Origin of the sequence: Exiguobacterium sp. SH5S13, from assembly GCF_004337085.1 — a bacterium.
Classification (GTDB): domain Bacteria; phylum Bacillota; class Bacilli; order Exiguobacteriales; family Exiguobacteriaceae; genus Exiguobacterium; species Exiguobacterium aurantiacum_A.
The window spans coordinates 50592-73565 of the sequence record NZ_SJUS01000010.1; the positions used below are offsets into that span (position 1 = coordinate 50592).

24 protein-coding genes are annotated in these 22974 nt (G+C 51.9%); 2 read left to right on the forward strand and 22 right to left on the reverse strand.

Features of this window, described 5'->3' with window-relative positions; all coding sequences use genetic code 11:
* Window positions 1–9: 9 nt before the first annotated feature.
* The 14 genes from EVJ30_RS07265 to EVJ30_RS07330 all read right to left on the reverse strand — a co-directional run bounded on the left by EVJ30_RS07265 (window position 10) and on the right by EVJ30_RS07330 (window position 13935).
* Window positions 10–834, reverse strand: a complete 825-nt coding sequence (locus tag EVJ30_RS07265; RefSeq protein WP_131457809.1) for a two-component system regulatory protein YycI — start codon at window positions 832–834, stop codon at window positions 10–12.
* Window positions 821–2206, reverse strand: coding sequence for a two-component system activity regulator YycH (gene yycH, locus EVJ30_RS07270; RefSeq protein ID WP_131457810.1), 1386 nt, complete (start codon window positions 2204–2206; stop codon window positions 821–823). The genes EVJ30_RS07265 and yycH overlap by 14 nt, the downstream gene beginning before the upstream one ends.
* Window positions 2206–4047, reverse strand: coding sequence for a cell wall metabolism sensor histidine kinase WalK (gene walK / locus EVJ30_RS07275; RefSeq protein WP_131457811.1), 1842 nt, complete (start codon window positions 4045–4047; stop codon window positions 2206–2208). The genes yycH and walK overlap by 1 nt, the downstream gene beginning before the upstream one ends.
* A 3-nt stretch (window positions 4048–4050) precedes the next feature.
* Window positions 4051–4761 carry a response regulator YycF gene (gene yycF / locus EVJ30_RS07280; RefSeq protein WP_070329347.1) on the reverse strand — a complete coding sequence of 237 codons (711 nt, stop codon included), beginning with the start codon at window positions 4759–4761 and terminating at the stop codon, window positions 4051–4053.
* 118 nt (window positions 4762–4879) lie between these two features.
* Entirely contained in the window at window positions 4880–6169 is a 1290-nt protein-coding gene (locus tag EVJ30_RS07285) for an adenylosuccinate synthase (protein ID WP_070329346.1), read from the reverse strand.
* 173 nt (window positions 6170–6342) lie between these two features.
* Window positions 6343–7695 (reverse strand): replicative DNA helicase, encoded by a 1353-nt coding sequence (dnaB, locus tag EVJ30_RS07290; protein ID WP_131457812.1) that lies wholly within the window; start codon window positions 7693–7695, stop codon window positions 6343–6345.
* A gap of 17 nt (window positions 7696–7712) precedes the next feature.
* Window positions 7713–8156: a 50S ribosomal protein L9 gene (rplI, locus tag EVJ30_RS07295; protein ID WP_070329344.1), complete on the reverse strand. Its 444-nt coding sequence runs from the start codon at window positions 8154–8156 to the stop codon at window positions 7713–7715.
* On the reverse strand, window positions 8153–10144 hold the full coding sequence (locus tag EVJ30_RS07300; RefSeq protein WP_131457813.1) for a DHH family phosphoesterase: 1992 nt from the start codon (window positions 10142–10144) through the stop codon (window positions 8153–8155). The genes rplI and EVJ30_RS07300 overlap by 4 nt, the downstream gene beginning before the upstream one ends.
* A gap of 150 nt (window positions 10145–10294) precedes the next feature.
* Entirely contained in the window at window positions 10295–10525 is a 231-nt protein-coding gene (rpsR, locus tag EVJ30_RS07305; RefSeq protein ID WP_015880232.1) for a 30S ribosomal protein S18, read from the reverse strand.
* Window positions 10526–10566: 41 nt separating this feature from the next.
* The gene (gene ssb, locus EVJ30_RS07310) at window positions 10567–11094 is read right to left on the reverse strand and encodes a single-stranded DNA-binding protein (protein WP_131468558.1); all 528 of its coding nucleotides are present in this window, start codon (window positions 11092–11094) and stop codon (window positions 10567–10569) included.
* Window positions 11095–11131: 37 nt separating this feature from the next.
* Window positions 11132–11419, reverse strand: a complete 288-nt coding sequence (rpsF, locus tag EVJ30_RS07315) for a 30S ribosomal protein S6 (RefSeq protein ID WP_016509090.1) — start codon at window positions 11417–11419, stop codon at window positions 11132–11134.
* 130 nt (window positions 11420–11549) lie between these two features.
* Window positions 11550–12650 carry a redox-regulated ATPase YchF gene (gene ychF / locus EVJ30_RS07320; RefSeq protein ID WP_131457814.1) on the reverse strand — a complete coding sequence of 367 codons (1101 nt, stop codon included), beginning with the start codon at window positions 12648–12650 and terminating at the stop codon, window positions 11550–11552.
* A 153-nt stretch (window positions 12651–12803) separates the two neighbouring features.
* A complete protein-coding gene (locus tag EVJ30_RS07325; protein WP_016509068.1) occupies window positions 12804–13007 on the reverse strand; it encodes a DUF951 domain-containing protein in 204 nt (67 codons plus the stop codon).
* Window positions 12997–13935, reverse strand: coding sequence for a mechanosensitive ion channel family protein (locus EVJ30_RS07330; RefSeq protein WP_131468560.1), 939 nt, complete (start codon window positions 13933–13935; stop codon window positions 12997–12999). Before EVJ30_RS07330 ends, EVJ30_RS07325 begins: the two co-directional genes overlap by 11 nt.
* Before the next feature lie 170 nt (window positions 13936–14105).
* Here EVJ30_RS07330 and yyaC point away from each other — a divergent pair, with 170 nt between their 5' ends.
* Entirely contained in the window at window positions 14106–14732 is a 627-nt protein-coding gene (gene yyaC, locus EVJ30_RS07335; RefSeq protein WP_070329339.1) for a spore protease YyaC, read from the forward strand.
* Here the strand turns inward: yyaC and EVJ30_RS07340 are convergent.
* The 5 genes from EVJ30_RS07340 to mnmE form a co-directional block, all read right to left on the reverse strand.
* The gene (locus tag EVJ30_RS07340) at window positions 14705–15487 is read right to left on the reverse strand and encodes a ParB/RepB/Spo0J family partition protein (RefSeq protein ID WP_131457817.1); all 783 of its coding nucleotides are present in this window, start codon (window positions 15485–15487) and stop codon (window positions 14705–14707) included. The genes yyaC and EVJ30_RS07340 overlap by 28 nt on opposite strands.
* 42 nt (window positions 15488–15529) lie before the next feature.
* A complete protein-coding gene (gene noc, locus EVJ30_RS07345; RefSeq protein ID WP_070329337.1) occupies window positions 15530–16408 on the reverse strand; it encodes a nucleoid occlusion protein in 879 nt (292 codons plus the stop codon).
* 79 nt (window positions 16409–16487) lie between these two features.
* The gene (gene rsmG, locus EVJ30_RS07350; RefSeq protein WP_070329336.1) at window positions 16488–17204 is read right to left on the reverse strand and encodes a 16S rRNA (guanine(527)-N(7))-methyltransferase RsmG; all 717 of its coding nucleotides are present in this window, start codon (window positions 17202–17204) and stop codon (window positions 16488–16490) included.
* 4 nt (window positions 17205–17208) lie between these two features.
* Window positions 17209–19095, reverse strand: a complete 1887-nt coding sequence (gene mnmG / locus EVJ30_RS07355; protein ID WP_131457818.1) for a tRNA uridine-5-carboxymethylaminomethyl(34) synthesis enzyme MnmG — start codon at window positions 19093–19095, stop codon at window positions 17209–17211.
* Between the two features lie 15 nt (window positions 19096–19110).
* Window positions 19111–20490, reverse strand: coding sequence for a tRNA uridine-5-carboxymethylaminomethyl(34) synthesis GTPase MnmE (mnmE, locus tag EVJ30_RS07360; RefSeq protein ID WP_070329335.1), 1380 nt, complete (start codon window positions 20488–20490; stop codon window positions 19111–19113).
* A gap of 170 nt (window positions 20491–20660) precedes the next feature.
* Between mnmE and EVJ30_RS07365 the strand changes: the two genes are divergently transcribed.
* Window positions 20661–20837, forward strand: coding sequence for a nucleotidyltransferase domain-containing protein (locus tag EVJ30_RS07365; protein ID WP_131457819.1), 177 nt, complete (start codon window positions 20661–20663; stop codon window positions 20835–20837).
* Window positions 20838–20855: 18 nt separating this feature from the next.
* Here EVJ30_RS07365 and EVJ30_RS07370 read toward each other — a convergent pair whose 3' ends face one another.
* From EVJ30_RS07370 to rnpA, 3 genes are all read right to left on the reverse strand, one after another.
* On the reverse strand, window positions 20856–21398 hold the full coding sequence (locus EVJ30_RS07370) for an HdeD family acid-resistance protein (protein WP_131468562.1): 543 nt from the start codon (window positions 21396–21398) through the stop codon (window positions 20856–20858).
* A 119-nt stretch (window positions 21399–21517) separates the two neighbouring features.
* Window positions 21518–22378 carry a membrane protein insertase YidC gene (yidC, locus tag EVJ30_RS07375; RefSeq protein WP_131457821.1) on the reverse strand — a complete coding sequence of 287 codons (861 nt, stop codon included), beginning with the start codon at window positions 22376–22378 and terminating at the stop codon, window positions 21518–21520.
* A 103-nt stretch (window positions 22379–22481) separates the two neighbouring features.
* Window positions 22482–22835, reverse strand: a complete 354-nt coding sequence (gene rnpA / locus EVJ30_RS07380; RefSeq protein ID WP_070329331.1) for a ribonuclease P protein component — start codon at window positions 22833–22835, stop codon at window positions 22482–22484.
* Window positions 22836–22974 lie beyond the last annotated feature (139 nt).

Sequence of the window (22974 nt, forward strand, 5' to 3'; positions counted from 1 at the left end):
TCACTCCTTTCAGTCTTCTAAATTAAATTCAACCCGTTCGACCGTCCCATCGATCGCATTGACGAAATACACGTTGTCGTCGATGGCGATCGACCAGAGCGGCGGCATGATGACCAAGCTGCCGGAACTGTCGAGCGGTAAGCTATAAAACCCGGTGTTGATGGCGCGCATCTCTTGGTTCGGCTGGAAGTACTTCCGGGCCGCGAGTTGTGAGATCGCCTCACTCGCTGTCAAGACTAGGTCGTCTTGCGATTTCGACGACAAGTTCGTCAAATGGCGCTGCTTGTAGTCGGTCACTTCGTAGTTTTCGTTCAATTGGAGCAATAATAGGGACGGACCGATATATGTCTCCGTACCCGCCTCGATTTCCGGGTTCGAGAAAATCTTATTTTTTTCATACGTCTGAACGAATGCGAGTTGGCGCGTCTCTTGGTCAAACCGCCAGTAGGCGTACTCTGACCCGAACGGCACGTACTCGGTGACGAACGTCGTCGCCGTCGTCCGCAAGTCGTTCTCGTCGAGCGGGACAGCTTGTTTGAGCTCAACTTCAAGCTGCATGTTGTCGAGCGTCGTCGCTAGTTGTACTTCACGATTTTTCGTAATCATCGACGCCGACATCTGCTCAGACGAGCCGGTCAAATAACCGATATCCCGTCCCATCCGCGGCAATTTCGATGCGTCGACGTCACGTTGGTCTAAGATTTGGGCGATTGATGTGTTGTCGCTCGTCACGACCTCGGTCGCCCACGTTTCCGTCAAGAGCTGGAACAACAGGTAGATGTTCAGCGCGAGGAAGGCGAGGATTAGAATCGTTTTCGCTTTACTCCAATCCACGGTACATCATCCTCTCTGTCCAATCTTCCGGCTTATCGTACGGGATCCATCTCCCAGCTTCACGGACGAACCAGTTCGGGGAGAACGTGACGTAACGGCTCGCGTCTTCATTGTATTCGATCTCATAACCGGGACGAATCTCGGTCACGTTTTCGAACCGGTCTGCGTTGACGAGCGTATCGATGACGTCTTGCCCGTCCGCAAGCTGTGTCGTCCCGACCGAGATCAACCGATCGATCTCGAGATGGTGACGCGTGATGGACCGGACTTGTGCCCCGTCATTTTCAACGCGCAGTGTGGATAAGTCGATCGCATCGTTGTTGATAAACGCATCACGTTGGCTAAAGACAGGGTGCCCTTTCACGTGAAACCGAAACACGGTCGTCTCAAAGCCTTTGTTCGCTGGTGTGATCGCATCGAAACGAAGGGACAGCCCTTGACTCTCTGACGTCTCATCGACCCAGCCGCCATGAAAGTTGACGAAGTCGACGATCGTATCAAGCCCGATCGCCGACTCGCGCTCGGTGCTATTGCGTGACAAGTTACGGTAGCGGCTCGCGTTCAACGTCGCGTCATACTCGGCGACGCTGATCCCGTTCGTGAGTGCGCCGACCGAACTCGCCGGATCGACTTCTTGAACGTTCGGGTCCCCGGGGAAGAACGTATCGCGCATCCAATCAAGGCGTGCCGAGATTTGGATTTGTGAGACGTCATAAGCGAACAGCTCGTTCATCTCAGGCCCGACGACCGGGATATAGTTGACCCGCTCATCCGTGTACGTGACACGTTGCATCGCGCGGTTCGAATCTTTTAAGAACAAACTGTTGACGTCCCCTTGTCCGGCTTTAGAGAGCCGACCTTCCCACAACGACTGATCGCTCATGATCGCCCGGACTTTCCAGACGTTGTCGTCCATGAAGATGAGCGCCCGTTGCGGTACTTTCCCTGACAGGCTGTAAGATCCGGGCAGAATGTAACTGAGTGTGTCTGCATAGTATGGTTCCGGTAAAATCAGTTCAACTGCCTCGTTGACACCGGCATACAAGCTCGGTACGTTTTTGACGGCGAGCGGTTTAAACTCGTTCGCCTCGAACGCGTCGCGAATGACCCGAGCGATTTGCTTCGGCGTGTTCTTCGTCGCAAAGACAGCGTTGTTCTCGTGGACGACCGTCTGGGTTGGCACGATAATTTGCCTCGCCTGACGTTGCAGCGACTCATCCACCGTCGCCACTTGGGTCTCGGATTGAACCGATTGATACTTCGGATGGTAATCCCAAAGGATGACCGTTTGGACGATCGACGTGACGATCAAGGTAAGCAAGACGAGCGATTTCACTAGTTCTGGCTTCGCCAAGAAGCGAGGTCGTCCCATCAGTCATTCACCTCCACGATCGTATCGAACGGGATGGTGAAGTAAATCGTCGTCCCACGTCCAAACTCGCTCTCCGCCCAAATGTCGCCACCGTGGGCTGAAACGACTTCCTTGGCAATCGACAGACCGAGTCCGGTCCCGCCGATATTTCGCGCTCGGGCCTTGTCGACCCGGTAAAAGCGTTCAAAGATTTTCTTCAAATTCGACTTCGGAATCCCGACACCTTCATCTTTGATACCGATGACGAGCCGTTTCGCCCGCAGCATCGTCCGGAACGTGATCGTCCCACCTTCTGGAGAGAACTTGACCGCGTTCGTGATGATGTTGTCGATGACTTGCGTCATCTTATCTTGATCGGCGTGCACGTAGACGCGACGCTTCATGAGTTTCCGGCGGAACTGGATCGTTTCGCCTTTCGTCATCTCATGGCGCTCGATTATATCGTTGAAGAATTGGATGAAGTCAAACTTCACTTTTTGCATCGTATACTCTTTACTGTCCATCTTCGAGAGCTGGAGTAAGTCGTTGACGAGACGAATCATCCGTTCGGTCTCGTTTTGAGTCGTCTCAAGGAACCGCGGTGCGAGCTCATCATCTTTGTACGCGCCTTCGGCGAGCACTTCGAGATAGCTCCGCATCGTCGTGAGCGGCGTCCGCAGCTCGTGGCTGACGTTGGCGACGAACTCACGGCGGTCTTGTTCGACTTGCTCTTGCTCGGTCACGTCGTGCAAGACGACGATGAGTCCGGTGATCGGACCGCTATGTTTTTGAATTGGTGAGAAGTAGGCGCGGACGAGGAACAGTTCTTCGTCCGTGCTCAGATCGATTAATTTCGTCGGCATCGTCCCGTCTTCCGGGATGACGATCTCATCATCAAACTCGAGCAGGCTCTGCAGATTCGCTCCCATCGCCTCTTCTTCGGCGACGCCAATCATATCGCGGGCCTGATCGTTCATGAGGATGACCCGGAGCGAGCGGTCGGTCGCGACGACACCGTCCGACATGTTCTCTAACACGCTCGTCAAGCGCCGTCGTTCCGCCTCGGTCGTCGCGTTCGCTTCCATCAGTTCATCGGTCAATTCGTTAAAGGCGTAGGCGAGTTGACCGACCTCATCGTCAGAATAGACTTTAACTTTCCGCGAGAAGTTTCCTTTTCTCATCTCGACGGCTTGACGACGCATGTCCGCAATCGGCCGCGTGATCGTCCGTGACAGCAAAATTCCGAGGATGGACGTGATAATCAAGGCGATGAGCGTACCGGTCGCAAGGATCCTCGTCACTTGCTCCATCTGGTTGTATATCGATTGCATCGACGCCTCGATATAGATCATCCCGGTCGTCGTCCCATCGACCTCAGATTTGATCGGGACGGCGACGACGCGCATCCGCTCGTTCGAGTCCTCATAGACGAGCGTCTCTTGCGCACCGCTTGTCGCGAACGATTTTTGAATGAATGAACTCGCCGTCCGTTGTCCGACGAGGCTTTGGTTGTTTTGGTTCGAAGTCGCCCGGACGACACTGTTCGTGTCGATAATTTGGACTTCGCGAATGTCGTCAGCTAGCGTCGTGCTCTCCGTAAACTCAGACAGCAGTTGATCCAGTACCTGGTTCAACTGCTGATCAGTAGTCGAGTCACCGCCGTTCGATGCGATCCCTTCACTGACGTTGTAGCTCAGAAGGTTGGCCCGATCGACGAGCGACTGCGAGAAGTTGTTGATGTATTGTCGTTCGAGGGAGCGTACGAAGTACACTCCGATGACTTGCATCGCAACAAGGATGAGCAGCGCATAGATGACGACGAGCTTCCACTGGATAGATTTAAAGAAGTTCGTCCGTTTCATCGTTTAGTCTTCTTCTCCCGCTTTTAAATAGTACCCGACACCGCGGCGCGTAATAATATACGTCGGTGTACTCGGGCTGTCTTCGACCTTCTCCCGCAAACGGCGGACCGTCACGTCGACCGTACGCACGTCTCCGAAGTAGTCGTAACCCCACACCGTCTGAAGCAAATGCTCGCGCGTCATCACTTGGCCGATGTTTTGGGCCAGGTAATGGATGAGCTCAAATTCACGGTGCGTCAGTTCGATCTTCTCTTCGCGTTTCGTGACCATGTATGAATCCGGATGAATCGTCAAGTCACCGATCACGATATCGTTCGCGTTGGCGCCTTTCGCTTCGACAGCCGGTGCCGTCGCGTGACGACGCATGTTCGCTTTGACGCGGGCTAAGAGCTCGCGTGAGCTGAACGGCTTCGTGACGTAGTCGTCAGCGCCGAGTTCGAGACCGAGTACTTTGTCGATCTCCGAGTCTTTCGCCGTCAACATGATGATCGGCATATCATACTTCTTACGCACTTCACGACACACTTCCATGCCGTCTTTGAGCGGGAGCATGATGTCAAGCAAGATCAAATCAGGCTTGACCTCCTCGACTTTCACGAGTGCCTCTTCCCCGTCATAAGCGACGTGGACGACATAGCCCTCTTTTTCAAGTTTAAACTTCAATATATCAGCGATTGGTTGTTCGTCATCTACCACTAAAATCGTACGATCCATTCAGTGAGTCCTCCTCTATCGTTAAACGTACACGTCTTATTGTAACTCTTTTTCAATGGGTTAGAAAGCGTGGTCCATTTCCACGGAAATGAAAAAAGAGCCGCGAGGGCTCTTAGTCTTATGCTTCGTAGATGTCACGCAAGATGACTGTCTGTTCACGCGCCGGTCCGACCGAGAACGTCAACAGTTCGATGCCCGTCAACGCTTCGATGCGCTTGACATAGCGCTGTGCGTTCACCGGCAAGTCTTCGAACTTGCGGACCCCTGTGATGTCTTCCGTCCAGCCTGGGAGCTCTTCAAACACCGGCTCACACTTCTCGAGGACGCGGAAGTTAGGTGGGTACTCATCGAGGAGCTTGCCTTCGTACTCGTACGCCGTACAAATTTTAAGCGTCTCAAGACCTGTCAACACGTCGATCGAGTTGAGGCATAGGTCAGTGATGCCGCTGACACGACGCGAGTGGCGGACGACGACCGAGTCGAACCAACCGACACGGCGCGGACGTCCTGTCGTCGTACCGTACTCCTTACCGACTTCACGGATCATGTGACCGATCTCGTCATCGAGCTGGGTTGGGAACGGGCCGTCTCCGACGCGCGACGTGTACGCTTTACAGACGCCGACGACGTGGTCAATCTTCGAAGGTCCGATTCCGGCACCGCTCGATACCCCGCCTGACGCCGCGTTCGACGATGTGACGAACGGGTACGTCCCGTGATCGATGTCTAACAGCACACCTTGCGCGCCTTCGAATAGGATTTTCTGTTCTTCGTCGAGCGCATCGTTCAACACGACCGATGTATCACACACGTACTTGGCAAACTGTTGGCCGTACGCATAGTATTCTTCAAAGATATCATCGAACTCGACCGCGTCGACTTCATACATCTTGACGAACATCCGGTTTTTAATTGCGAGGACCGTCTTCAGTTTCTCGGCGAACACTTCCTTGTCGAGTAGGTCAGCGATCCGGATCCCGATCCGTGCCGCTTTGTCCATGTAACAAGGGCCGATCCCTTTGAGCGTCGTCCCGACTTTCGCGTCACCTTTCGCATCTTCTTCAAGCTTGTCTTGAAGCTGGTGATACGGCAAGATGACGTGGGCCCGGTTTGAGATGCGGAGGTTGTCCGTGCTCACGCCGCGCTCATGTAAGTATGCAAGCTCTGTAATAAGCGACTTCGGGTTGACGACCATCCCGTTCCCGATGACACATGTCTTGTCCGAATAGAAGATCCCCGATGGAATCAAGTGAAGTTTATACTTCGTATCATTGAAGACGATCGTATGACCAGCGTTGTCTCCCCCTTGATAACGCGCGACGACGTCGGCTTGTTTAGACAAGAAATCGGTGATCTTCCCTTTTCCTTCATCGCCCCACTGCGTTCCCACTACGACTACTGATGACATAATGAATCCTCCTTGTAGATAAACGTTCTGTTCAAACCATTGGTAAGTGTACACTTGACACTTCAGAAAGTCAACCTAATACCGAACGATAATTTTATGTATTAACCTTTCGTTCGTTATTGACTCGCATTCAATTACTATTTTCCCGATTCTACAAAAAAACACCACCGATCTCACATCGGTGGTGCGAAGGCTTGCGTCTCCATGTTGACGAACTTGTTGTACTCTTTCCGGAACGAGAGTTTGACCGTGCCGGTCGGACCGTTACGCTGTTTGGCGATGATGATCTCGATCGTGTTGGCGTCTTCACTCTCTTTATCGTAATAGTCGTCCCGGTACAAGAAGGCGACGATATCGGCATCTTGCTCGATTGCTCCGGATTCCCGGATATCCGACATCATCGGCCGTTTGTCTTGACGGCTCTCTACGCCACGCGAGAGCTGCGACAAGGCAATGACCGGTACTTGGAGTTCCCGGGCGATCGCTTTGAGCGTACGCGAGATCTCAGAGACTTCTTGTTGCCGGTTCTCGCCCGGCTTGCCGTTCCCGACAATGAGCTGCAAGTAGTCGATCATGATCATGCCGAGACCGTACTCTTGCTTCAAGCGGCGGCATTTGGCCCGAATCTCGTTGACGCGAAGACCTGGTGTATCATCGATAAAGATACCGGCCTGTGATAACGACGACATCGCGAGCGATAGCCGTCCCCAGTCCTCAGACTCGAGTCGCCCGGTCCGCAGACGCTGCGCGTCGATATTGCCTTCCGCACAGAGCATCCGCATGACGAGTTGTTCGGCACCCATCTCAAGACTAAAGATGGCGACGTTTTCGCCCGTACGGACGGCGACGTTTTGCGAGATGTTGAGGGCGAAGGCCGTCTTCCCGACAGAAGGACGGGCAGCCACGATGATGAGGTCGTTACGCTGGAACCCGGCCGTCATCTTGTCGAGGTCACTAAAGCCGGTCGCGATCCCGGTGATCTCACCGCTCGATTGATGCAGCTTCTCGATCGTCGAATAGGCATCCGACAAAACCGAACCGATCGAATGGAAACTCGATTGGCCTTTCCGCTGCGAAACTTTTAAAATGTTTCGCTCGGCATCAGATAGGACCGCATCGACTTCGTCTTGACGCTCGTATCCGTCCGAGACGATATTCGTCGCCGTCCGGATGAGACGCCGGAGCGCCGCCTTTTGATCGACGACGTTCAAATAGTACCCGATGTTCCCGATGGCAGGAACCGCCTCGGCGATTTCGGCCAAGTAGTTCAATCCACCGATCTCATCGAGGATTCCTTGTGATTGGAGCTCCGAACTGAGCGTGACCAAGTCGACGAGTTCCCCGCGGTCGTTGATCTTCAGCATCGCTTCGAAGATCCGTTGATGGCTGACACGATAAAAGTCGTCCGGGTCGACTCGTTCCGAGGCCGTGATCAGCCGGTCAGAATCGAGAATAACTGCCCCAAGGACGGCTTGTTCCGCCTCAACGCTATGTGGCGGAGTATTGACTTGAATCGCATCACTCATTCGTTTCTACCTCGCCTTCAAGCTTCTTGAACATGTACGTTTAACAGTGCCGTGACGTCATGATGCAACTTCACGGGCACTTTTGTGAAACCGAGCGCTTTGATCGGATGTTCAAGTTCGATTTTACGCTTATCGATCTTGTAACCCATCCCTTTGAGCGCTTCACCGATCTGTTTACTCGTTACCGAGCCGAAGACACGGCCACCTTCGCCTGATTTCGTCTTGACGACGATCGTCTCTTTTTCAAGCTTGTCTTTCAACTGTTGTGCGGCTTTCAGCTCTTCTTCGGCTGCTTCCTCGGCACGGCGTTCTTTCGCTTGAAACGCCTTCAAGTTGCCTGGTGTCGCCTCGACTGCCAAATTTTGCTTGAAGAGTACGTTTTTTGCGTAAGCATCGGCGACGTTTTTCACGTCCCCTGCCTGTCCTTGACCTTTAACATCTACTTTTAAAATGACTTTCATTCCGATTCCTCTCCCTCGTTTTCATCTGTCGTGTAATGATCGATCGCTTCTTTTAACAGCTGTTTCGCCTCGTCGCGACCCACGTTCAACTGCGTGGCCGCGTTCGTCAAGTGGCCGCCTCCGTCGAGCATCTCCATGATGACTTGAACGTTGACGTCGCCGAGCGAACGGGCACTGATCCCGGTCCGACCGTCTGGCAAGATGGCGATGACGAACGACGCCTTGACGCCTTCCATGTTCAGGAGTTGGTCCGCCGATTGGGCGATCAACACTTGATGATGGGCCTCGTCGTCTGAAGCGACCGCGATTGCCATACCGCCTGCATAAATGTCGGTATTCTCTAAAATATGCGACTGTTCGATATAAGAATCGAGATCTTGCCGCATGAAATGTTGGACGAGCACGGTGTCCGCTCCTTGAATCCGGAGGAATGAAGCGGCATCAAACGTCCGCGACCCGGTCCGGAGCGTGAACCCTTTCGTATCGACCATGATTCCGGCAAGGAGCGACGTCGCCTCTAAAATCGACAGTTTGCGGGTACCCGCTTGATATTCAATCAACTCTGTCACGAGTTCACACGTCGACGACGCGTAAGGTTCCATGTAGACGAGCACCGGGTCCTCGATAAACTCTTCGCCGCGACGATGATGGTCGATGACGACGACTCGTTCGGCCCTGTCTAAAAGATCCCGTGAGATGACGAGTGAGGGACGATGCGTGTCGACGATGACGAGAAGTGTCTGGTCATCGATGAGCGGTTGCGCCTCAAACTCCGTCAAAAAGTGGCTGTACAAGTCTTCATCATTCTCGACTTCGTGGACGAGCCGTTGAATCCCGACACTCGTCTCGCCGGCCGGGATGACGACGTACGCCTCACGACCGACAAACTCAGCGAGCTTCATGATTCCAATCGATGCGCCGAGCGAATCCATGTCCGGGTTTTTATGTCCCATGATGAGGACACGGCTCGACTCTCGAATCAAATCACGCATCGAGTTCGAGATGACGCGGGCACGTACCCGCGTCCGTTTCTCGGTCGGATTCGTCTTGCCGCCGAAGAAGCGGACTTTTCCGTTATGACGTTTGACGACGACTTGGTCACCACCGCGCCCGAGCCCTAAATCGAGGCTCGATTGGGACAAGTTGCCGAGTTCGGTCAGCGTCGTCTCGCCGCAGCCGATTCCAATCGAGAGCGTGAGCGGAATTTTATGTTCCTTCGTCGCTTCCCGGACCTCATCAAGAATCGAGAAGCGATTGGTCTCGAGTTCCGAGAGCGTTCGTTCGTTCATGACGAGGAAAAACCGGTCGGCAGCCGTCCGACGCATATAAATGTGATATTTTTGCGCCCACTGGTTCAAGAGAACGGTCACACGGCGGTTGATTTCGCTGCGGACCTGTTCATCGACCGCAGTCGACATCTCATCGTAGTTGTCTAAGTAGAGGACGCCGATCACTGTCTGCGTTTCAGAGTACTTCTGTTCAATCTCCGCCTCGTCCGTCATATCGAACAAGTACAGCGTTTGATATTCCTTATTGTACAGGACACGGTATACACGGTCCCCGACTTCAATCGTCGCCTCGTCCTCTTCCTCCTCGATCAACTCCGTAAAGGCCGAATGAATCGAGTCGATCGAGATGCCCAGTTCCATCTCAAGTTCAAAGATGAGTCGGGACTGTTCATTGAACCAACTGATGCGCCGGGTCTCATCGAATATTAGAATCCCGATCGGCATACTCGTGAGCGCTTCTTTGCCGACATCCTCAATCCGATGTGAGAGCGAGTGGACGTAACGTTCCCACGCTTTGCGTTCTCGCCGGATCGTCACTTGCTGATACGTGAAGAAGATCAGCGTGCCCACGAACAGGGTGATTGCCGCCACAATGCTGTAGAACGCCAATCCTAACGAAACGAGCATTCCAATCACATACGGAATCGCGTAACGTGCGTATTGGTTCTTCACTGATGTTATTGCTTCACCACTGTGCATGTGTGCCTCCTAAAATGAGTGCCTAGCACTCATGATGTCTAAATGGTTTCTGCTCTATCATACCATATCTGCCGGTTTCACTTACACTCCTACGTGGAGACAGAAAACAAAAAAACGACTTACCCCAAAGGATAAGCCGTGTGTCAAACATTACTCTGCAACGTATGGAAGCAAAGCCATTTGACGTGAACGCTTGATAGCGACAGTAAGTGGACGTTGGTATTTCGCTGAAGTACCGGTCACACGACGTGGAAGAATTTTCCCACGCTCTGAAACGAAGCGCTTGAGTAATTCTACGTCTTTATAATCGATATGAGTGATGTTGTTCGACGTAAAGAAACATACTTTACGACGACGACGACCTCCTGGACGACGTGCCATGTGAAGACCTCCTTTATTAGTTTAGTTTCGAATCGACGCGATCAAAATGGTAGATCGTCATCCGATAAGTCGATTTTGCCGCCACCCGAGAACGGATCTGCTTCAAAACCTTTGTTTGAAGATTGGTTTGAAGATTGGTTTGAGGACTGAGATGAAGTCGAAGAAGCGGCTGCGCCCCATCCTGATCCACTTGACTCACCACCACCGAAAACATCTCCCGCTGGTGCTGTATCACGTTGCGCTGAGGCACCGCGTGGTTCAAGGAAGCGTACGCTATCTGCTACGACTTCTACCCGGTAACGACGTTGGCCATCTTGACCCTCGTAACTACTGATTTGAAGGCGACCGTCTACGCCGGCCATGCTGCCTTTTTTCAAATATTGCGCCACGTTCTCTGCTTGTTTGCGCCAAACGACACAATCAATAAAGTCCGCCTCACGCTTCCCATCTTGTCCAGTAAATGGACGATCGCAAGCGAGAGTGAAGCGAGTTACGGCGATTCCGCTCTGCGTATAACGCATTTCTGGATCGCGTGTCAATCGACCAACTAACACAACTCGGTTAATCATCTCAAAGCTCCCCTTTCACAATATGAAGCGTCAAGAATCAACGCTCATCTTTAGTTGTCATTTGACGGACAACGTCATCAGAGATCTTCATGAGACGCTCTGTTTCTTGGATCGCTTTAGGTTCAGCAGTGATGCTAAGAAGAACATAGTATCCTTCGCGCATTTTGTTGATCTCGTAAGCGAAACGACGTTTACCCATATCTGTTGTTTTTTCAACAGTACCTCCGTTTTCAGTGATGACGTTGTTAAAACGTTCAACCAACGCTTTTTTAGCTTCCTCATCAACTGATGGACGGATAATGTAAAGTAGTTCATATTTACGCATTATCTTTCACCTCCTCTTGGACTAGCGGCTCCTACCGGTTGCAGGAGCAAGGAGCAAACAATTGTTTTACTCACGTCATAATATACTATCAAACTTATTTGCATTTTACAATACGTTTCAAGGAAATGTCTTAAACATTGAAGCGGAACGTGACTACGTCGCCATCTTCGAACACATATTCTTTACCTTCTGAACGCAACTTGCCTTGCTCTTTGACGAGTGCCATGTTGCCGGCAGCCGACAAGTCTTCGTACGAGACGACTTCGGCCCGGATGAATCCGCGCTCAAAGTCCGAATGGATGACGCCGGCACACTGAGGAGCCTTCATCCCTTGTTTGAACGTCCAAGCACGGACTTCTTTCTCACCTGCCGTGAAGTATGTGGCGAGACCTAGCGTCGAGTACGCGGCATGGATCAGCTGATCGAGGCCAGACTCTTCAATCCCGAGGTCTTGTAAGAACTCAAGGCGCTCTTCTGGCTCAAGCTCAGAGATTTCTTCCTCGATGCGCGCACAGATGACGATCACTTTCGCATCTTCCGTCGCGGCGTGTTCACGCACGGCTTGCACGTACTTGTTGTTGTCCGAGTCCGCGACTTCGTCTTCGCTCACGTTCGCGACGTAAAGCATCGGTTTCATCGTCAACAGTTGGAAGTGTTTGACGATCGCGAGTTGGTCTTCCGTCAATTCGGCTACACGGGCCGGGCGCTCTGATTCGAGGACCGCTTGAACGATCTCGAGTGCTTCAAGTTCTTGGGCGGCCCCTTTATCTTTTGACTTCACCATTTTTTGAACGCGCGTGATGCGCTTGTCGACAAGTTCGAGGTCCGCCAAGATGAGCTCGAGGTTGATTGTCGTGATGTCATCGATCGGCGACACTTTACCGGCGACGTGGGTGATGTTGTCATCTTCAAAACAACGGACGACTTGGCAAATCGCGTCCACTTCACGGATGTTGGCTAGGAACTTGTTCCCGAGACCTTCTCCTTTTGATGCTCCTTTGACGATTCCAGCGATATCTGTAAATTCGAACGCTGTCGGTACCGTCTTCTTCGGTTTGACGAGTTCCGTCAACCGGTCCAAACGCGCGTCCGGTACTTCGACGACTCCGACGTTCGGGTCGATTGTAGCAAACGGATAGTTGGCCGCTTCTACACCTGCTTGCGTGATGGCGTTAAATAATGTCGATTTCCCGACGTTCGGTAACCCGACGATTCCTGCTGTTAATCCCACTTATATTTCCTCCTCATCCGGTGTTTCCCGGGAAATGTTGATCCGTCTGTGGAGTGGGTACGTTCAGTACACCACACCGTCACATCCTTCACAATTATAGATAGTCCTCGATTAAACCGCAACTCACGGTTGCAACATAGAGAAGAACGCCACTTATTCAGCGGCGTTCTCTTGTTTAAGCACTTTTTTCAAACGTTTGTCAAAGTCACGTCGCGGCATTAAGACGCTCGCTCCGCAGCCTTGACATTTGATTCGGATGTCCATCCCGACCCGTGTGACTTGCCAACGGTTCGTCTGACAAGCATGCGGTTTCTTCATCTCTACAAAATCGTTTAACTCATACGATTTAGCCTGCATTTTCGGGCGCTCCTTTAGTCGAAGTGGTTGGAGGCATCATGACCGTGCGTGGATATGGAATTTCAATCCCGCGCTCATCAAGTCCGGCCTTCAACTCTTTATGCAAAATCCGGCCTGCCGCGAAATGTTGCGTCGGCGGCACTTCGGCCATGAGACGGTACACGACTTCCGACGGTCCGAGCGACTGCACGCCGGCGAGTGTGATCGGTTCGATGAACAGATCGTGATACTTTGCCTCGACCGCTTTCGCGATTTCTTTCAGCGCTTTTTCGACCCCTTCTATCTCTTCCTCATAAGCGACCCCGATATCGACGACAGCGACGCTGTTCTCAAGCGAGTAGTTCGTCACTTGCATGATTTGACCGTTCGGAATGATCGTCACTTGTCCGTTCAATCCTTTAAGTTTCGTCGTCCGGATGCCGACTTCGATGACGGTCCCGTCGACTTGTTGGTTCAAGTTCACGTAGTCCCCGTTCTTGTACTGGTTCTCAAAAATAATGAACGCGCCTGTGATGACGTCTTTGACCAAGTTTTGGGCACCGAACGAGATGGCGAGACCCGCGACCCCGGCCGATGCGATCAAACCAGCGATATTGACCCCGAATTGACCGAGTACGGTCAAAATCATAATGAGCCCGATCACATAACGGATCGTGTTTTGCGCCAGTTTCAAAAGCGTTTCATTTTGCCGTTGCGCCACGATGTTATCTTCATGGATTTTACGTAACGTGAACACGCGCTGGACCATCGACGTCAATATTCTTGTCGCCGCATACAACGCCACGATGATGAGCACGACCCCGGTCAGCTTAATCCCAAGGGCGATCCACATCTCTGTGTCTTGAAAATACGCGACGAAGCGGTTGACGTTATTAATCGTCTCGTCGGCCACCGTACTTAAATCTGTTTCTGTATTCTGTGAAGCCATGTTGTCACCTCTAAAGTCATATATTCTAACCCATCAAACCATAATTGATTACTTTTCTCAAACCCTACATCCGGACGTTATAAGTTTCCTTGTTCCGGGAATGGGTTAATACGATATCCTTCCGCAAATGCAACTAGATCACAAACAGCTTAGAAGAGAGGATGAGATTCATGCCGTTTCGCCTAAAACCTCATAAACCATACTCTTTCTTCATCGAACATACTGAACGGAGTGGATCCAAACTTTTTGCTGACCAGCTTCACGAACAGTTGGCGAGCGAGACACACCGTCCGATCGTTCTCGTCTGCATCGGATCCGACCGTTCGACCGGAGATTCGCTCGGTCCCCTCGTCGGTACGTTTCTCGAGGAAAAAATGGTTCGGAACTTGCACGTCTACGGAACACTCACGAAACCGGTCCACGCATTAAACCTAGTAGAAACGCTCCATGAGATTCAGACACGCTTTCACCGTCCGCTCATCATCGCCATCGATGCCTGCCTCGGCCGCTTATCGAGCGTCGGTTACGTCTTCTTCTCGGAAGGCCCGCTCGCACCGGGCGCTGGCGTTCAAAAAGAACTCCCCTCGGTCGGCGAATACAACATCAAGGCGGTCGTCAACGTGAGCGGCTTCATGGAGATGATGATTCTACAAAACACGCGTCTCCACCTCGTTTACGAACTGGCGCGCTTCGTCACCGCCGGATTCGTCGAATTCGATTCGCGAATCGGAAACATCCACCATGAAGAGGCTGCGTTCACAAGACTTCGTCAATCACGTGACGAATCAAAATCTTGAGGTGACAACAGCGTCAACAAATGTTCCAAGTCTTCCTGCGAAAAATATTTCAACTCGAGGACGCCGCCTTTTCGACGTGACCGAATCGAGACATCCATTTGAAGACGTTCCGCAAGCACGGCCTCGACGGCTTCGACGTCGGCGTCTGAGCGTTTGAGCGTCTTTTTTTCTGTGCGCTCTTTTTGCAAATGGCGCTCGAGCCGGCGGACCGTCCACTGCTCAGCAATGACACGTCGCGCGATTTGTTCCATCGCCGCCTCCGACTTCATGCCGGTAATGGCACGGGCATGACCCATCGTCAGTTCCCCGACCATGACCGCGTGTTGGACCGCGCTCGGCAGTCTCAGGAGCCGGAGGCTATTCGTCACATGGCTCCGGCTCTTCCCGACACGTTCGGCGAGCTGTTGTTGCGTCAGCCCTAACGTCTGCATGAGTTGCTCATAGGCGAGCGCTTCTTCGATCGCGTTCAAATCAGCCCGTTGGATGTTCTCGATGAGCGCGAGCTCCATGACCCGATCCGAGTCGGCCGTCACGATGAGCGCCGGAATATCTTCCTTTCCGGCAAGCATCGCCGCCTGATAGCGCCGCTCGCCAGCGATGATCTCATAATAGCCGCTCGCCTTACGGACGACGATGGGCTGCAAGACACCGTACCGTTCAATCGATTGTCGCAGCTCTTCTAGCTTCTCGGCTTCGAATTGCTTCCTTGGTTGGTTCGGGTTGGGACGGATAAATTTGAGCGCTAACTTTTCCATCGTGACGCCTCCTTGTTCATGAATTATAAAAAAAGCACGAGCTCACTTTTGTGGCCGCGCTTTTGGGATTCGGATTCGAATTTCAACAAACTCTTCTTCATCGACTTCTTCGGTTTGAACTTCGATACCGGTTTTCCCGATCAGATCAATCGAGTCACGGATCGTGTTGATCGCGATTCGAGTGTCTCGGGCAAAACTTTTCGTCCGCCGGCGTTGCTTCTTCGGTTTCCGTTTTTCTTCCTCAATCGGCGTCGTCAGGAACGCGACACGTTGTTCCGTCTCTTTGACGTTATAGTCTTCTTCAAGGATCTCCGTGAGTACTTGAATTTGCAGCAACTCTTCTTTGAGCGGCAAGAGCGCCCGGGCATGTCGTTCGTTGATTTGACGGTCACGTAAACATTGTTTGACGTCGTTCGGCAGCTTCAAGAGGCGTAGCTTGTTCGCGATTGTCGACTGGCTCTTACCGAGGCTCTTCGCGAGCGCGTCTTGCGTCAACTGTTTCATCGACAACAATCGGTCATACGCTTCCGCTTCTTCAATCGGGCTAAGCTGTTCGCGTTGTAAGTTTTCGATGAGCGCCAAGGCGGCCGTTGTATCGTCATCCATGTCACGGACGATGGCCGGAATGACGGACCATCCTAACGATTTGACCGCGCGAAAACGACGCTCCCCAGCGATGATCTCATAGCGGTCCCCTTCCGCCTTACGAACGACGATCGGCTGAAGCAATCCGTGCTCTTCGATCGTGACGGCCAACTCTTCAATCTTAGCCGGTTCAAATACTTTACGCGGTTGATAACGGTTTGGAAGAAGTAATGCTAAAGCGATTTCTTGGACCGTGTCGTTCGGTTTAACTTGCGTCATTTCCGTGACGGCCACTTCTTGACGACTTCCGAACAGTTTAGCAAATGTTTTCTTCAACGTCGGCACCCCTTTATGTAAAAAATAAGCAGATTCCACCACTGGAATCTGCTTTTAGTTTCACGTGAAACAAGAATACTCAGATTAGCGGCTCTTTCGCCGGCGTTCCCGCTTTACGCGGATATTTCCCGGGCGTTTTACGTAATTTATCTACAATTACGATATTACGCTCACTCATCTCTCCTGGCAATAGGAACTGGTGTGTCGCTTTTACTTTCCCACCGAGCACCGCCAAGGCATTCTTCGCGTCCACAAGTTCGTCGGAAACTTTCGCGGCTTTGAGCGCCACGAACGTTCCGCCGACTTTTGCGAGCGGTAGACAGTACTCGGCGAGCACCGTCATCCGCGCGACGGCACGGGCCGTCACGACATCAAATTGCTCACGGAATTTTTTATTTTTCCCGAACTCTTCGGCGCGTCCATGGTGGAACGCGACGCCATCTAGCTCGAGAGCGAGGGCGAGTTCGTTCAAGAACGTGATGCGCTTGTTGAGCGAATCGACAATCGTTACATGTAAGTGCGGGAACAAGATTTTGAGCGGTAAGCTCGGGAATCCTGCCCCGGCGCCGACGTCACATACCGTCTCGACGGCCGTGAAGTCGAAATGAAACGCAGCGCTCAGCGAATCATAGAAATGCTTCAAATAGACTTCTTCTTTATCCGTGATCGCCGTCAAATTCATCTTCTCGTTCCATTCGACGAGCATCTCGAAATACCGTTCGAACTGGGCGAGTTGTTTCTCGCTCAGTTCGAACCCTTCTGCCTGTAAGGCTTCAATAAATTGGGATTGATTCATCGTCTCACTCCACCGTTGCGTATTGTCCCTGCTCGATATAGACAAGAAGAATCGATACGTCGGCCGGGTTCACCCCGGAAATACGTGACGCTTGTCCAATCGAGAGCGGACGAACTTGTTTCAATTTCTGTTGTGCTTCCGTCGCAAGACCACTGATCGCGTCATAGTCGAGCTTCTCAGGGATGCGCTTCTCTTCCATACGACGCATTTTTTCGACTTGCTCGAGCTGTTTCGAGATGTAGCCTTCATATTTCACTTGAATCTCGACTTGTTCAGCCACTTCGAACGGCACTTCGACCAGAGCCGGTGCAAACCGCGTCAGCGTCGCGTACGTCACTTCGGGCCGCTTCAACAAGATGTTGGCATGTGCTGCTTCTTTGAGCGGGTTCGCCCCGACTTCTTCCAAAATCGCATTCACTTCAGCCGACGGTTTGATCACGAGCGACTGGAGCCGCTTCACTTCCGCAGCGATGGCTGTACGTTTGTCTTCAAGATTTGCATGGCGCTCAGCCGACAACAAACCGACTTCGTGTCCGATGTCGCTGAGGCGAAGATCGGCGTTATCGTGGCGAAGGAGCAAGCGATATTCGGCACGTGACGTCAGCAGACGGTACGGCTCGTTCGTCCCTTTCGTCACGAGGTCGTCGATCAAGACACCGATATACGCTTGCGACCGATCCAAGATGACCGGGTCTTTCCCGAGCACTTTGCAGGCGGCGTTCATACCGGCCATGATACCTTGCCCGGCTGCCTCCTCATATCCGCTCGTCCCGTTGATCTGCCCAGCCGTGAACAGACCGCTGACCGCCTTCGTCTCGAGTGTCGGCCACAGTTGCGTCGGTACAACCGCGTCGTATTCGATCGCGTAACCGGGGCGCATCATCTCTGAGTTTTCAAGACCCGGGATCGTCCGGAGCATCTGGTGCTGGACGTCTTCCGGCATGCTCGTCGAGAAACCTTGGACGTAGATTTCTTCCGTGTCGCGGCCTTCTGGCTCGAGGAAGATTTGATGACGCGGCTTGTCGTTGAAACGAACGACTTTATCTTCGATCGACGGACAGTAGCGTGGCCCTGTCCCTTTGATCGCGCCCGAATACATCGGCGAACGATGCAAGTTCTCGTCAATCAACTGGTGCGTCCGCTCGCTCGTATACGTGAGCCAGCACGGGATCTGTTCGATCGGATTGAGGTCGGTCGACGTGTAAGAGAAGAGCGACGGGTTCTCGTCCCCCGGCTGAATCTCCGTTTTTGAATAATCGATCGTCTTCCCGTCGATTCGCGGCGGCGTACCCGTCTTGAAACGAACAAGTTCAAGCCCGAGCTCTTCGAGATGCTTCGACAGCTCGACAGAAGGCATTTGGTTGTTCGGACCGCTCTCATAAGACAGTTCTCCGATGATGATCTGTCCGCGCATGAACGTACCGGTCGTGACGATGACCGCGTTCGCCCGATACTCCGAGCCTGTGTTCGTGATGACACCACGTACTTGCCCGTCTTCGACGATGAGTCGCTCGACGAGTGCTTGACGAAGCAACAGGTTCGGCTCGTCTTCAAGCACTTTCTTCATGTGATTTTGATATTGGAATTTGTCCGCTTGCGCCCGTAACGCACGCACCGCTGGACCTTTTGATGTGTTGAGCATTTTCATTTGAATATATGTCGCGTCAATCGCTTTCGCCATCTCGCCTCCGAGGGCATCGATTTCACGAACGACGATCCCTTTAGCGGGACCTCCGATCGACGGATTGCAATACATAAACCCGACCATGTCCGGGTTCATCGTGAGCATCGCTGTCTTCGCGCCCATGCGCGCCGATGCAAGTGCCGCTTCGATCCCCGCGTGACCGGCTCCGATGACGATGACGTCAAACTCGCCTGCCGTGTAAGCCATAGTGTTTCCTCCTTCTTATTTCCCAAGACAAAACTGTGAAAACAGTTGATCAATTAAACTTTCCTGGACCGTGTCCCCATTGATTTCCCCGAGCGTATCCCACGCCCGACGTAAATCGATTTGGACCATGTCAATCGGCATGTTCATGCCGGCGCTACCGAGCGCTTCATCGATTTGCTCGATCGTTCGTTTAATGAGTTGAATGTGTCGTGCGTTCGAGATATATGTCATATCTTGCGACTCGACGCCTTTGGCGAAGAACAAGTTCGAAATCGCCTTTTCAAGCGCATCGATCCCTTCTTCCAATAATAGCGATGTAGCCACAATCGGGCGCCCTGCCGCTAATTTCTCTAGCTTAGAAGAATCCATGTTTTGTGGCAAGTCTGTCTTGTTGATGATGATGATCGCATTCATGCCGGCAATCGCCTCGAATAGCGCCTCATCTTCGACCGTCAAGCCCTCATGACCGTTCAAGACGAGCAAGATGAGATCGGCGCCCGCAAGCGCCTTCCGCGATTTTTCGACACCGATCCGTTCGACGATGTCTTCCGTCTCGCGAATCCCGGCCGTATCGATCAGCTTGAGCGGAACGCCTTTGACGTTCACGTACTCTTCGATCGTGTCGCGCGTCGTTCCCGCGATTTCCGTGACGATCGCCTTCGTTTCCTGGACGAGCGTGTTCAACAGCGAGGACTTGCCGACGTTCGGCCGTCCGATGATCGCTGTCGCGAGACCTTCGCGCAAAATCTTTCCTTGGCGAGCCGTTTCGAGCAGTTGTTCGAGCACACGTTTCACTTCGCCCGCCTTCTCTTCAACGATCGCTTGCGTCATCTCTTCAGCATCGTACTCTGGGTAATCGATATTGACCTCGACGGCTGCGATCGTTTCAAGCAACAGTTGACGCAAATCGCGGACGAGCCGCGACAAACGACCTTCCATCTGTGACATCGCCACGGTCATGGCGCGGTCGGTCTTCGCCCGAATCAAATCCATGACCGCTTCCGCTTGTGACAAGTCGATGCGGCCATTCAAAAAGGCGCGCTTCGTGAACTCGCCTGGTTCTGCCAATCGAATGTTCGGTTGTTCGAGGATCAGCTCGAGGACACGATTGACCGCGACGATTCCTCCGTGACAGTTGATTTCGACGACGTCTTCTCGCGTGAACGTCTTCGGCGCCCGCATGACGCTGACCATCACTTCATCGATGACCTCGTCTGTGCCAGGCCGTTTCAGTTTTCCGTAATGAATCGTGTGCGAGTCCACTTCCGTCAAGTCTTTGCCCGCGAACACGTTCGCCGTCGTCTCGACAGCCTTGTCACCGGACAAACGGACGATTCCGATTGCCCCTTCACCCATCGGCGTCGAAATGGCTGTAATCGTGTCAAACTCTAGCATAATCTTCCCCTCCCATACTTCAAACATCTTTATCTATCATATGCATAACGCACCTACTATACACGATATTTAGCTCGAACGAAAGGGTCCGACCTTTACGTTACAAGTTGCTTTTTCAGTTTTTACTTTTGTACAATAGCGGAATATATTTCCAAAGGAGGCACGACGGAATGAGACAACTTGAGGCCATTTCTAAACTGACGGACGTGTTACAGCAAGACGAAGCCGTTCAAGCGATTTTTCTTAAAGGATCGTTTGGACGCGGGGAAGGCGATGAGCATTCGGACGTCGACCTTTATGTCATGGTCGCCCCGGATTGGCTCCAATGCGAAAAGAGCCGCCTGTGAAATCAGGCGGCTCTTCGTTCATCCGTGCTGGCGTCTTGCAGACCGAAGCGTGAAATAGAGTACTAATTCGATGAGACCGACGGCAATTAAAAAGCCGCCGAACAATTGAAACAAGACGAGCAAGCTGTCGAACGGGTTCGCCAGCATGAGTAGCCCGATCCCGATCCACAACAAGCTGCTCAATAGAAAGAACATCCACCGACTCGCAATCGTCTTGCGAAAACCAACGGCTTGAATGAGCCGGATGAGCCCGCCAAACAAGAACAAGAAACCGATGAAGAGCGGCAAGAGGCTGGCTAACGTTTCAGCGAAGAAAAAGACGATCAAGGCAATCAAGATATAGACGATCCCCATAAAGAAGGATGGCGGCAACCCATCTTTTCGTTGGCGAAGACCTTGGAACAACACCCAAAGACCGAGCACAGCAAAATAACCGGCGACGAGATAAACGATGACGTCAAAGAAAAAGCGCGGATTAAATAAAATCAGTAACCCGATCAACAAATAAATACCGGCTTGGACTAACGTCGAACGCTCAAGCCGTTTGATCAGCGTCTCCATTAGGAATGCTCCCTTCTTGATTCAGATAATTGGTCCTTAATCCTATTCCCGCATTTTATCCACAATACTTCTCTTGTCACAAAAAAAGGCTGTGGATCATTTATCCACAGCCTCAACGTTTATTTGCGTTTTTTCTTTTTGTTCTGTTTTTCTTCTTCTGCGAGTACCGCACGCTCTGCTTCTTTCGCAGCGATTTTCGCCTCAGCTTGAACTTTCATCTTCTCACGCATCGGCAACATGATCGCCATCGTCACAATGATTGAGATGATGTAACCGACGACCCAGTACATCGAGAGGGCTGCCGGGAGGGTGATCGACATGACGAAGATCATGACCGGGAAGATATAAAGCATCATCTTCAACTGCGGGTTTTGTTCTTGCCCCGCCATTGAGATTTTTTGTTGGGCATACGTCAAGATCGCAGCAAGGATCGGCAAGATGAACGTCGGATCCGGCGCACCAAGGTCGAACCAAAGGAAACTTGCTTCAAAGATTTCAGGTGTCCGACGAATCGCATCATAGAATGCGAACAAGATCGGCATTTGAATCAAGATTGGCAAACACCCTGCGAGCGGGTTGATTTGGTAGTCTTGATACATCTTCATCATTTCTTCTTGCAGTTTACGCTGTGTCTCTTGGTCTTTCGAGCTATACTTCTCACGAAGCTTGAGCATTTCCGGCTGCAACACTTGCATCGCACCCATACTCTTCGTCTGCTTGATCATGAGCGGTAAGATCAAGAGGCGGACGATGATCGTCGCAATGATGATCGAATACCCGTACTGCCAAGTGCCGCCGATTAAATAAGCCGCTTCTTTTAACAACCATGCTAGTGGCCATACAAAGTATTGAGACCAGAAGCCTTCCGTTTCAGCCGTGATCGGCTCTCCTTGGATTGTCGATGGATCGACACATCCGGCCATCAACAAGATGACACCAGTCATGACGGCCAATAATCCTAATTTCAGGTTTTTGCTCATAATTCCTCCTACGCTTTCTGTATCGATTCTTTTAGTTGCGTCACACGTCTATCGGTCAATCCTAATTAGTTCGCGTTATATATGAAAGAACGAGCTCGGATTGTTATGATCGATCGACTTGTCTCTGTTGCCAAACTTTAGCTCGTTTGAAGACATGCTTCAAGCTTTCCGTCACTTCATCTTGCGAGAGCGACGTCGCCGGTTTACGAGCGATGATGACATAATTATGCGGAGCTACGTTCGGTTCGAGCAAGCGAAGCGATTCACGCATCAATCGTTTCATTCGGTTTCGTTCCACTGCGTTCCCTAACTTTTTGCTGACAGAAAGTCCAACCCGGAAATGCGCTTGATCCGCCTTCTGCGTGTAGACGACAAACTGACGATTAGCCACGGAGCGTCCTTCGCGAAACACCGCTTGGAACTCTTCATTCTTTTGGAGGCGGTATTCTTTTTTCAAAATTCTCACTCCATCCTTCGCTTCAAAAATCGTCACCTAACATCATATCATATCCCATTCATTTCAACGAGTGAGAATCAATTTTTTCCGTTCGATTCTGTGACGATAAAAAAAGATTGCCCGAGGATCAGTTCCCCGG

What these genes read in the sequence shown, in the direction of transcription:
- mnmG (WP_131457818.1), bottom strand. Translation starts at nt 19,095, where the DNA reads ATGGCTTACACGGCAGGCGAGTTTGACGTCATCGTCATCGGAGCCGGT.
- yyaC (WP_070329339.1), top strand. Translation starts at nt 14,106, where the DNA reads ATGCCGTTTCGCCTAAAACCTCATAAACCATACTCTTTCTTCATCGAA.
- EVJ30_RS07340 (WP_131457817.1), bottom strand. Translation starts at nt 15,487, where the DNA reads ATGGAAAAGTTAGCGCTCAAATTTATCCGTCCCAACCCGAACCAACCA.
- EVJ30_RS07300 (WP_131457813.1), bottom strand. Translation starts at nt 10,144, where the DNA reads ATGCACAGTGGTGAAGCAATAACATCAGTGAAGAACCAATACGCACGT.
- rsmG (WP_070329336.1), bottom strand. Translation starts at nt 17,204, where the DNA reads ATGAATCAATCCCAATTTATTGAAGCCTTACAGGCAGAAGGGTTCGAA.
- yycH (WP_131457810.1), bottom strand. Translation starts at nt 2,206, where the DNA reads ATGGGACGACCTCGCTTCTTGGCGAAGCCAGAACTAGTGAAATCGCTC.
- dnaB (WP_131457812.1), bottom strand. Translation starts at nt 7,695, where the DNA reads ATGAGTGATGCGATTCAAGTCAATACTCCGCCACATAGCGTTGAGGCG.
- EVJ30_RS07370 (WP_131468562.1), bottom strand. Translation starts at nt 21,398, where the DNA reads ATGGAGACGCTGATCAAACGGCTTGAGCGTTCGACGTTAGTCCAAGCC.
- rplI (WP_070329344.1), bottom strand. Translation starts at nt 8,156, where the DNA reads ATGAAAGTCATTTTAAAAGTAGATGTTAAAGGTCAAGGACAGGCAGGG.
- EVJ30_RS07365 (WP_131457819.1), top strand. Translation starts at nt 20,661, where the DNA reads ATGAGACAACTTGAGGCCATTTCTAAACTGACGGACGTGTTACAGCAA.
- ssb (WP_131468558.1), bottom strand. Translation starts at nt 11,094, where the DNA reads ATGATTAACCGAGTTGTGTTAGTTGGTCGATTGACACGCGATCCAGAA.
- EVJ30_RS07330 (WP_131468560.1), bottom strand. Translation starts at nt 13,935, where the DNA reads ATGGCTTCACAGAATACAGAAACAGATTTAAGTACGGTGGCCGACGAG.
- rpsF (WP_016509090.1), bottom strand. Translation starts at nt 11,419, where the DNA reads ATGCGTAAATATGAACTACTTTACATTATCCGTCCATCAGTTGATGAG.
- yidC (WP_131457821.1), bottom strand. Translation starts at nt 22,378, where the DNA reads ATGAGCAAAAACCTGAAATTAGGATTATTGGCCGTCATGACTGGTGTC.
- rpsR (WP_015880232.1), bottom strand. Translation starts at nt 10,525, where the DNA reads ATGGCACGTCGTCCAGGAGGTCGTCGTCGTCGTAAAGTATGTTTCTTT.
- yycF (WP_070329347.1), bottom strand. Translation starts at nt 4,761, where the DNA reads ATGGATCGTACGATTTTAGTGGTAGATGACGAACAACCAATCGCTGAT.
- EVJ30_RS07325 (WP_016509068.1), bottom strand. Translation starts at nt 13,007, where the DNA reads ATGCAGGCTAAATCGTATGAGTTAAACGATTTTGTAGAGATGAAGAAA.
- walK (WP_131457811.1), bottom strand. Translation starts at nt 4,047, where the DNA reads ATGAAACGGACGAACTTCTTTAAATCTATCCAGTGGAAGCTCGTCGTC.
- EVJ30_RS07285 (WP_070329346.1), bottom strand. Translation starts at nt 6,169, where the DNA reads ATGTCATCAGTAGTCGTAGTGGGAACGCAGTGGGGCGATGAAGGAAAA.
- mnmE (WP_070329335.1), bottom strand. Translation starts at nt 20,490, where the DNA reads ATGCTAGAGTTTGACACGATTACAGCCATTTCGACGCCGATGGGTGAA.